The sequence below is a fragment of the Mesorhizobium sp. M0227 genome, from assembly GCF_040321855.1.
In the GTDB taxonomy this organism is placed as follows: domain Bacteria; phylum Pseudomonadota; class Alphaproteobacteria; order Rhizobiales; family Rhizobiaceae; genus Mesorhizobium.
The window spans coordinates 66,371-75,986 of the sequence record NZ_JAMYSJ010000029.1 but is presented as its reverse complement, the minus strand read 5'-3'; the positions used below and the strand labels follow the sequence as shown (position 1 = coordinate 75,986).

7 protein-coding genes are annotated in these 9,616 nt (G+C 64.5%); 3 read left to right on the top strand and 4 right to left on the bottom strand.

The annotated features are described in order from the left end of the window. Nucleotides 1-153: 153 nt before the first annotated feature. Nucleotides 154-2,700, bottom strand: a complete 2,547-nt coding sequence (locus NKJ00_RS27320; protein ID WP_352611477.1) for a GumC family protein — start codon at nucleotides 2,698-2,700, stop codon at nucleotides 154-156. A 198-nt stretch (nucleotides 2,701-2,898) separates the two neighbouring features. Between NKJ00_RS27320 and NKJ00_RS27315 the strand changes: the two genes are divergently transcribed. Then, nucleotides 2,899-4,194 (top strand): lipopolysaccharide biosynthesis protein, encoded by a 1,296-nt coding sequence (locus NKJ00_RS27315; protein WP_352611476.1) that lies wholly within the window; start codon nucleotides 2,899-2,901, stop codon nucleotides 4,192-4,194. Nucleotides 4,195-4,196: 2 nt separating this feature from the next. Here the strand turns inward: NKJ00_RS27315 and NKJ00_RS27310 are convergent, their stop codons facing one another. The 3 genes from NKJ00_RS27310 to NKJ00_RS27300 are packed head-to-tail and all read right to left on the bottom strand — an operon-like array spanning nucleotide 4,197 to nucleotide 7,086. Continuing rightward, entirely contained in the window at nucleotides 4,197-5,126 is a 930-nt protein-coding gene (locus tag NKJ00_RS27310) for a DUF6492 family protein (RefSeq protein ID WP_352611475.1), read from the bottom strand. Beyond that, the gene (locus NKJ00_RS27305) at nucleotides 5,123-5,917 is read right to left on the bottom strand and encodes a WecB/TagA/CpsF family glycosyltransferase (RefSeq protein ID WP_023809196.1); all 795 of its coding nucleotides are present in this window, start codon (nucleotides 5,915-5,917) and stop codon (nucleotides 5,123-5,125) included. The genes NKJ00_RS27310 and NKJ00_RS27305 overlap by 4 nt, the downstream gene beginning before the upstream one ends. Next, nucleotides 5,914-7,086 carry a glycosyltransferase family 4 protein gene (locus NKJ00_RS27300; RefSeq protein WP_352611474.1) on the bottom strand — a complete coding sequence of 391 codons (1,173 nt, stop codon included), beginning with the start codon at nucleotides 7,084-7,086 and terminating at the stop codon, nucleotides 5,914-5,916. Before NKJ00_RS27300 ends, NKJ00_RS27305 begins: the two co-directional genes overlap by 4 nt. Before the next feature lie 171 nt (nucleotides 7,087-7,257). Here NKJ00_RS27300 and NKJ00_RS27295 point away from each other — a divergent pair, with 171 nt between their 5' ends. Further along, complete coding sequence (locus tag NKJ00_RS27295) at nucleotides 7,258-8,256, top strand: glycosyltransferase family 2 protein (protein WP_352611473.1); 999 nt, start codon at nucleotides 7,258-7,260, stop codon at nucleotides 8,254-8,256. Further along, on the top strand, nucleotides 8,225-9,571 hold the full coding sequence (locus NKJ00_RS27290) for an O-antigen ligase family protein (protein WP_352611472.1): 1,347 nt from the start codon (nucleotides 8,225-8,227) through the stop codon (nucleotides 9,569-9,571). The genes NKJ00_RS27295 and NKJ00_RS27290 overlap by 32 nt, the downstream gene beginning before the upstream one ends. Nucleotides 9,572-9,616: the final 45 nt, after the last annotated feature.

Sequence of the window (9,616 nt, the reverse complement as noted above, 5' to 3'; positions counted from 1 at the left end):
AGTGCGTCGCTTCCGAAAGCGACGCACTTTTCGATCTTTCACAGCGCGGCATTTTCACGAAAATTCCAACATGCAATCCCGCCAAAGCGCCGTCCCATGCCGTTTACGCGAAACCGGCATGTTTTTGTACGGCACCTGGAAGAATTTTCTGGCTCAGAAGTAGCGGCGGCGCGCGCGGCTCTCGGTCAGTTCGCGAACCGCTTCGCGGAATTCGCGCAGGCTGGCGCGGATTTCCTCGATTGGCGCTTGCTGCTCGGCATCCTCCACGGCCCGCGAAGGCTCCGCCGATCGCTGATGAGGCTGAGGCGTCTGCTGCTGCGGGAGGGGCGGCTGTGGATAGGACTCGGAAGCAGGCTGAGCCGGATCGGGCTGCTGCCCGGCATTGGCGGCCGGCATGGATTGCGAATAGGGATAGCCCGGCGGCTGCGCGTAGCCCAATGGCTGCGCGTAGGGATAGAGCTGCGGCCCGGAATATGGCCGCTGCTGCACCATGGGAGGCGGCAGTGGCGGCTGCGCCGCCTGCTGCGGATGGCCGCCGGGCTGGAAAGGCGGCGCCGGGGATGCTGTCGCGGCCGCCTGCCGAGGCTCGAAGGCCGGCGCCGACTGGGGATAAGCGCGGTATTGCGGATCCTGCATTGGTTTCGCGTTTTCGGCAGAGGCCCATTCAACGGTATCGAACGGCTCCTCCCGGGATGGCCTGCGGGAGACGGACTTATGCAGTCTCGACAGCAAGGCACCGATCCGGCCGGGACCTTCGGCCGGCGAGACCTCGGCTTGCTGGACAGGCGGTGGCGCGGCCGGCGGTGGTGATGCAGGCGGGGGTGTCGATGGCTGCGGCGCTGGTGTTTGTGGCGGCGCCGGCGGCGCTGCCCGATATGCCTTGTCTTCGTAAGGCGTCCGGCGTTCGTCCGTGCCATGGTCGCGGCGCGAGCGCGAATTGGCGGTGTCACGCAGGCTCTCATAGGCGCCACGCATGGCTCCGAGGCCAATGCCGGAGGCAAAGCCCAGCAACAGGCCGCCGAGCGCGACCACGACCCGCGACGGCCCGTTTGCCTCGAGCGGCGCGAAGGCCTTCGAGATCACGTTGATGTTGGCTGTGTTGATGTCCTTCTGCTCGCCGGTTTCCTTGGCGCGCAGCAGATACTGTTCGTAGACGGAACGCTTGGCGGTCGCCTCGCGCTCCAGTTCGCGCATCGACACCAGGTCGCTGTTGACGTCGCCGCTGCGGACCTTCAGCTGCGCCAGGCGAGAGGCAAGGTCCTGTTCGAGCTGGACCGCGCGCTTGAGGTCGACCTGCAGCGACGAGCCTATACGGCGCAGCTCCGCGGCGATGCGGTCGCGTGCGCCGGCAATCTGGGCATTGAGCGCCTGGAGTTCGGGATGACGCGGGCCGAACCGGATGGCGGCGCGGTCAGCCTCCTGCTTGAGCGACGCATATTGCGAACGCAGATCGCTCATCGTGTTGGAGTTGATCTCCTCCGGCAAGGTGCCGGTGAGGACCGAATTGACGTCGACCGACCGCGCCGAAGCGGCCCGGGCATTCAGCTCCAGCGTGCGGGCGCGGGCAATCGACAGTTGCTCGTTGAGCTTCAGCATCTCGTCATCGCTGATGAGATGGCCCTGCGCGTCGACAAGGTCGTGCGTGGCCCTGAAATCTTCGACCTTGCGCTCGGCGGCCTCGACTCCCTTGCGCAACTCGTCAAGCCGGGCCGTCAGTTCGTCGGTGGCGCGGCCTGCGGTGTCCGACTGTATCTGGCCGAAAGTCTGCAGAAAGACATCCGTCATCGTGTTGGCGATGAGGGCCGATTTCTCGCCATTCTGCGTGGTGGCACTGACGGTGATGACGAAGGTCTTGCCGCCGCGCTCGACCGAAAGGCTCTCGGCCAGATTGCCGACAGCAAGCGCGCGGCGGCGGGCGTCGTCGACACCGCCCGGCCCGTCATTGCGGGACAGGACGGAGCGGATGAGCGACATGACGCTGAGGCCGCCGCCGCCTTGCCCATTGAATTCCGGATCATTGACCAGATTGAGCTTGTCCACGACCTTGTTGAGAACGGTGCCTGATGTCAGCACCCGGACCTGGTTCTCGACGATGGCCAGCGTTGCATCGGAAGCCACGACCGACTGGGTGAGGTCGCGATCGGTGAGCTTCAGGTCGCGTGGGTCGACGATCAGTTCGGTGGTGGCTTCGTATTTCTTCGGCGTCGACAGCGCGATGGTGATGCCGAGCGCGGCGCCCAGTATCGTCGTCGTCACGATCAGCAGCTTCGACTTGCCGACACCGCGCACGACCTGCATCGGGTCGATCAGCGGCTTCCACTGCTGGCTGTCCATGCCGTCGTTTCGGGATACCGACGCGTCGCCCGCAGCGTAAGGTTCCGATGCATGATCGGCGCGACGGGCGCCAGCGGTTTCGGCGGCACTGATTTGTGTCCGTGGCGTGGTTTGCGCGCGGTGCGGCGATGAAGCCCGCTCCTGATCCCCGTCGGTTGCGACCGGATCCGACAGTTTCGGGTTGCGCGCCTCGCGCTGCGAACGGGCGAGGCGATGACGGGTGGCGGCATCCTCGCGCCATGACGGGTCTGCCCGATCGCCTATCGAGACCAGGGACGCGTCGGGTTCGTCGCCGCGCACAGCCTGGCCAAGCGCCAGCAATGAGCGCTCGCGCTTCCAGTCTTCGCGGTTTTCCCTGTCGACCATCGTCTGGAACTTTACCTTTGGCGACCTGCAAACGGCGATTGGCCATTCGTTAAGCCACGCTAAACAGGCATGGAAAACAAAAGGTTAATTTTCCCGCGCCGAAGCGTCGGTTTCTCGCTTCGGTTGCATCTATTTTCGACACAAGCCCAAGCTCCAGAACGGCACGTTAAGTTTTCCGGCCTAGGCTCTCCTCGAGACATGACGCAGGCCAGTGACATACCGCAAAGGCGGCCCCTCGCCCGGATCGGCAGCTTTTTGGCCGAACGACGGGGGCTGCTTCGCGACTATTTCTCGGCGATCAGCGGCGCCGGCGGGCGACTGGTGTTTTCGCTGGCCTATTTCATCGCGTTGGCCAACACGCTGTCCATTTCCGAATTCGGCATGTTCGCCACCGCATCGGCGGCCGGTGTCATGCTGTCGCGCATCCTCGCTTTCGGGTTCATCTCGGCGCTCTACCGCACCGCCACCATCCGCCCCAATCTGATCGGCATCTTCTCCGCCGGCTTCCTGCTGCTCGGCGTGCTGTCGCTGCCGCTGCTGGCCGCGGCCTCGTTCGGCGTCTATCTGCTTTTCTTCGCCGACACCGTGCCGCTGTCGGTGTTTGCGGCAATCGTCTTTGCCGAAGCGCTGTTGTGGCGGCCGGTCGAGGTAGCACTGATCGTCAACAACGGCCTGGGCAAATTCGGCCGCGCCGCGCTGCTGGCCATCCTGGCGACCGCGCTGCGGGCGCTCGGCGCGGTGCTGTTCATGTTCTCAGCACAACACAGCGTCTGGATATGGTCTTGGTTCTATATCGGCGCCAATGCCGCCTCGCTGCTGATTGCCTTCGGCTTCTTCTACCCGCGCCAGAGGCTGCGGCTGCGGGTCGCTCTGTATCTTCGGCGATTGGCCGATTCCATCTATGTGGCCGGCGCCGAAGTGCTGTTCTACCTGCAGATGGAGTTCGACAAGCTGCTGGTGCTGGCGATCGGCGGCCCGCATCTGGCTGGCATCTACGCCATCATCATGCGGCTGGTAGACCTGACGGCCATTCCGATCCGCACCTTCTCGATGATGCTGGTGCAGCGCATGATGCGCGCACCGGAACTGTTGTCACGGCTGGCGGTCAAGAGCGGCATCGAAGGCGGTGTGTTCGCGGTCTCCACGGCAGCGCTGCTGACGCTTGGCATCGTGCTGCACTTCTTCCCCAACGCACTCGGCAAGAATGTCGCCGAGGCTGCCCCGCTGGTGGTGCTGGCGATCTGCGTGCCGGGACTGCGCAATCTTGTCGAATACCAGGCCGAACTTTTGTTCGCGCGCGGCCAGACGCTGGTACGGGCGCTCAATCTCGGCCTGCTCGCCGCGCTGAAGGCACTGTTGCTGACCTATGTGCTGACGACCATCCTCGACACGCCGAATCTGGTGCTATCGCTCAATGTCGTCTTCCTGCTTCTGTATCTCGCCTCGGCGCTGCTCACCTATTCGGCGATGCGCAAGCCGGCAAAGGCGATTTAGCACTAAGAGCGGACTAGCCCGATCAGTCGGCGGATGCGGCCGATCTCGGTGCCGATAAAGGACTGCATGCCGATCGCCACCTGCTCCGGCGCCATGGCGGCAACGAAGCGGCGGAACTCGTCATCCGAAAGCGCTTCGCCGGTCCAGTGGACGCGGCAGAATTCTTCCGAACCGTGGAAGTGGCCGGCGCCCTCCAGCAGATCGTCGACATAGCGGCCGTAGATCATGCATTCGGAGAATTTGCGCGCCGAGCCGACGACCTCGATCCAGTCGCGGCCATGGACCTTCTCGATCTCGGCGCACATGGCCAGCACGGTGTCGCGCCGCCAGGCGATCAGCGTCGAGATATAGTCATGGATCGACGTCCGGGACGGGTCGATGCCGAGTGCCGATCCCGCATTGCGCGACCAGATGCGATGCTCCTCATGACCTTCGTCCGCCAGGACACCGTCGCGGCGAAACAGGCGCACCTTGCCGTCGCGCCAGAAGGCGCCGCAGTCGAAAGGTTTGAGGAAAGCGACGTCTGAATCGCAGAAGATGAGCACGTCTTGAGATGCATGCCCCGAGATGGCGATGCGGCGCAATTGCTGCACATGCCAGCCGCGCAGCGGCTGGGTCTTCAGGCTGAGCCAGACGCGCCGGCGAAACAGGCTGAGCGGATCGTCGACGGCGTGCAGCCAGCGCGGCAGCAATTCACGCTCGTCGACGACCGTGCGGCGGCCGGTTTCCAATTGGCGAAACAGACTGACGTCGCGATGTTCGACCAGGATGTAATGGTGCGCCGCGCCCGAAACGTGGCGATCAAGTGTCTCGCACAGCAGGCGGCAGCGCTCGAAGTCGGGCGCGTAGCTTGCCGTCACGATTGCCGCCGTCGGTGTCTGCCGCAGCGGGCTTGGCTCGACAGCGGCACCTGGCACGAACCTGCTGTTCACTTGATATCCCTCGCTGCTTCGGGTGTCCGCGAGAATTTCTGCCTGACGACGCGCAGCAGGAACAGGGGGTTGCCGACCACATAGCGGCGCCACAGGCGGCTCGGTTCGACAGCCAACCGGAACAGCCATTCGAGCCGCAGCCGGCGCATCCACAAGGGCGCGCGGGGCACCGCGCCGCTCAGGAAATCAAGCAACGCGCCGACGGCGATCGGCAGCGTGCAATGGCGCGCGTCGATGTGGCGTTCGATCCACAATTCCTGGCGTGGCACGCCCATGGCGACGAGCAGCACGTCGGGCCGAAGCGCGGCGATCCGGTCGACGATTTCCTGCTCCTGCGAAGCAGGGAAATAGCCGTCATGGATCACCACGAAGCTGTGCTGCACCGCCAATGCGGCCAGCTTGACCGACGCCGCTTCGGCATTGACGCGCGTCGCGCCGAGCAGGCCGACGGTGAGCGGCGTCGTTGAGGCCTGCAGGAAGGCCGGGACGAAATCGGTACCGTTGAGATTGTCGGGAAATGGCGCCCCGTAGAGGAGTCTCGCCGCCAGATCGATACCGATGCCGTCGGGCAGGATGAGGAAATCATCGAGTGCCTCGGCGAACACCGGGTCGGTATAGGCGATGTTGGCGTTGTGGGCGTTGAGGAAACTGACCTTGGTGAAGCGCCGCTCGGCAATCAACCGGTTCAGCAGGGCGATGGCATCGTTCCAGCGGACCGCAACCACCGGGATGCCAAGGATCGTCTTCAGCTTGTCGAGCCCGGACGCGGCGCGGGCGGAATGCATGTTCACGCAAACGCCTCCTGCCTGACGGGAGCGAGTTTTTCGAGGCCGAGCCGGATGGCGGCGTCGAGCGCCTTGACCTGCGAGCCCCGGAACGCGCTGCCGTCAACGTCGCGGATGTCGGCCGCCGCGGCCTCGAGTGCCCTGGCGAAGGCGGCGGGATCGTCGGTGACGACGCAATTGGACGGACGGTGGTCGATGCCGCGCAGCGAACGGCTGGTGGCGACGGAAGGCAGGCCGAGCTCGAAGGTTTCGATTGTCTTCAACTGGACGCCGCTGCCTGCGGTGCTGATCAGCGGAATGACGGCAGCACCGCGCACGAACGCCTGCGCGTCGGGCACGCGGCCGACAAATTCAACACCCGGATGCTTCGACGTGACGCCCGAAGGCATGTGGCCGGCGATGCGGATGCGAAAGTCGGGCCGCAGATGCGGCACGACTTTGCCCAGGAACCAGTCGAGGCCGATGCGGTTCGGCTGCCAGGTCCAGGTGCCGATCAGGGCGGCGTCGCAGTCGATGCGGCGCGGGCCTTTCAGGGTTGGCGCGTGGGCACCGGTCACCAGTGGCAGCACCGCCGAGCGGTCGTGCGAGGCGACACCGAGGGCGGCGCGGTCTTCTTCGGCCAGGGTGAAGACGAAGCGCGCCCGGCGGCAGAGACGCTCTTCGACGATCTTGAGCAGCCTCGCCTCGCGGCGAAACAGCAGGCGCTGGAAGAGGCTGCCAGCGGCAGCGGCATTCTCCCGCGCCGAAAGATGCTCGACATTGTGGGCAACGAAGATCGAAGGCCGGTCGGTGAACAGTTTTTCGAAGGCACCGGCGAACTGCACGGAATTCAGGACATAGCCATCAACCGGTCCAGCGCGCTCAATGGCAGCGAGAACATCGCTGTCGGACACGGCGCGCAGCTTGACCGACGCGAAGGTGAGACCCGAAAGCAGCGCCTTGCCGACCCAGGCCAGCTTTTGCCGCGCGGAGGCATTGTCCGTGCGCACGTCGATGGCACCCAGCACCACGGTGTTTTCGGGGTCGGCCGCGGGCTTCCCCGGCCAGGTGAAGCCGATGACGGTTACGCGCGCGCCAGCGCGCCGCAAGGCAGCGATGATCGCAGCGTTGGCGATCTCGTAGCCCGAGGCGAGTGCGCCGTCGGGCACGATCGATGTGGCGAACAGCAGATGCATCTCACCTATCCTGTGGTGTAGCCGGTAGCAAAGTGCGGTGAACCCTTGATTAAGCCAGCACATTCGACGGCCGAAAGTCCCTGTCTGGCGGGCTTCTCCGTGCAAGGTGATTAACGAAACCTTATCACCGTGGTGCTACCAGAGCCCAACTCACCATGTGGCTGGACACGGATGATCCCTTTGCCATCGGACGGTTCGGTATCGATCGCTGGACGCACGCCGCGGCTTGACGTCGAGGCCGTCGAAGCCGTCGTCACCTTGCCTACCTTCAAGCGCCCCGAGCAGGTGCTGGAAACGCTGGCGTCGCTGCGCGCGCAGCAAACCGGCAGGCGCTTTGCCGTCATCGTCATGGAAAACGAAGCCGAGGCGCGGGCCGGTGCCAAGGCAGCGCTGCCGCTGTTCGAGCGGGGCGAAATGTCGGGCCTGGTGATCATCGCGCATGAGCGCGGCAATTGCAGCGCCTACAATGCCGGCTGGCAGACGGCCATCCTGCAATTCCCGAACTTCAGACACCTGCTGGTCATCGACGATGACGAAATCGCCGATCCGCAGTGGCTGGAGCGGATGTGCCGGGCTGCCGAAACGCTCGGCGCCGATATCGTCGGCGGCCCGCAGGTGCCCGTGTTTGCCGACCCCGCCCATGCGCGATGGGCAGAGCATCCGGTGTTCGCGCCGCCTTACCGGGAAACCGGACGCGTGCCGGCGCTCTATTCGTCCGGCAATCTTCTGGTCGGGCGCAACGTGCTGATCGCCATGGGTCCGCCCTTTCTCGATCTCAGATTCAACTTCATGGGCGGCGGCGATTCCGACTTTCTCAGCCGATCGGCGCAAAAGGGCTTTGTTCTGGGTTGGTGCGCCGAGGCCAAGGTGCTGGAAACCGTTCCGGCGCGGCGTATCGAAGCCGACTGGATCCGTGCCCGCAGCCTGCGCAACGGCGTCATCTCGACACTGGTCGAAAAGAAGAAGCGCGCCGGCACGCCAATGGCCGGCGCCAAAGTGTTGCTGAAGAGCCTGGCACTGCTTGCCGCCTCGCCGTTTCGCGGCCTGATCCGGCTGGCGCGGACCGGATCGCCTGATATCGCCATCTACCCCGTCCATGTGGCGCTGGGCCGCGTGCTGGCCGAATTCGGATATGCCAATGAGCAATACCGCCAGCCTGAGAAAAACTGAGCGCGCGCCGCTCAGCGACGCGTTCACGCGCGAAGGCGTGGCCACCGCCATTGCCGCGCTGCTGTTCACCGTCATCATGGTGTCTTTCCGGCCGTTCCAGCCGGGCGGCGCCGAACTCACCGGTCAAGGCGGCGACATCGTCAACCAGCTTGGCTTCGGTTCGCTCGGCGCCATGTCGATCTTCTCGCTGATGGCCTTTGCCGATCCGCGCGTGGTGCGCTCGCTGCTCAGCCCGTCCTGGGTGCTGATGCTGGGTTTCTTTTTCCTCTCGGTGATCCTGTCGACCGATCCGCCTTCGGCGATGCGCGCCGCCTCCTTCACCCTGATCGGCATCCTGACGATGGCGACGATCCTGGTGCTGCCGCGCGACGCCGAGGCCTTCTCGAAGGTGATCATCTTCACCGCCGTCGTTGTCATGGGCCTTTCCTATCTCGGCCTCATCGTCTTTCCGCACGAGGCGATGCACACCGCCGACTCGCAGGAGCCCGAACATGCCGGCCTGTGGCGCGGCGTGTTCACCCATAAGAACATCGCCGGGCCGATCATGGCCTGCCTCAGCTTCGCAGGCCTCTATCTCTACCGGCGCGGGCAGCGCTACTGGGGTGCCGGGATCTTCTTCGCTGCGATGATCTTCATGCTGCACACCGGCTCCAAGACGACAGCCGGCCTGGTGCCGTTCTCGATCCTGATCGTCATGTTCCCGAGCCTGATAGGCATGCGGCTCGGCACGCCGATCCTGTTTGCGCTGGCGATCGTCGCGACAGCGGTCGGCACGCTGGGCATCGTCTTCCTGCCGCCTGTAAAACATCTGGCGGCGATCTATTTCCCCGGCATGACCTATACCGGCCGCACGACGCTGTGGGAGTTCGCCGGCAGCATGCTGGCGAAGAAGCCATGGACCGGCTACGGCTATGAAAGCTTCTGGGGCACGCCGCTGCTGCTCAACCAAGATCAGCCCTTCGACCGGCCGTGGGACATCAGGACCATCGTGCACGGCCATGACGGCTATCTCGACATCGCCGTGCTGATGGGCATTCCGGCACTGTGCGTGGCGGTCTACACTTTCCTCATCGCGCCGCTACGCGACTACATGCGAATTCCGTTGCGCAGGGAAAACATCTTTCTCGGCGACTTCTTCATGATGGTGGTGCTGTTCACGGCGCTGAACGCCTTCCTCGAAAGCTTCTTCTTCCATCGCGGCGACCCGGTCTGGCTGTTCTTCGTGCTCGGCGTGCTTGGCCTCAGGCAAGTGTCGCTGCAGCCAATCGCGGTACGCGATCCCGATCGTGGCTCGCGATCTTTCCGTCCATCCTGACAGGGCTTCCCCAGGGAAGCGCCAGCGTCTATGTGATGGCTTCCT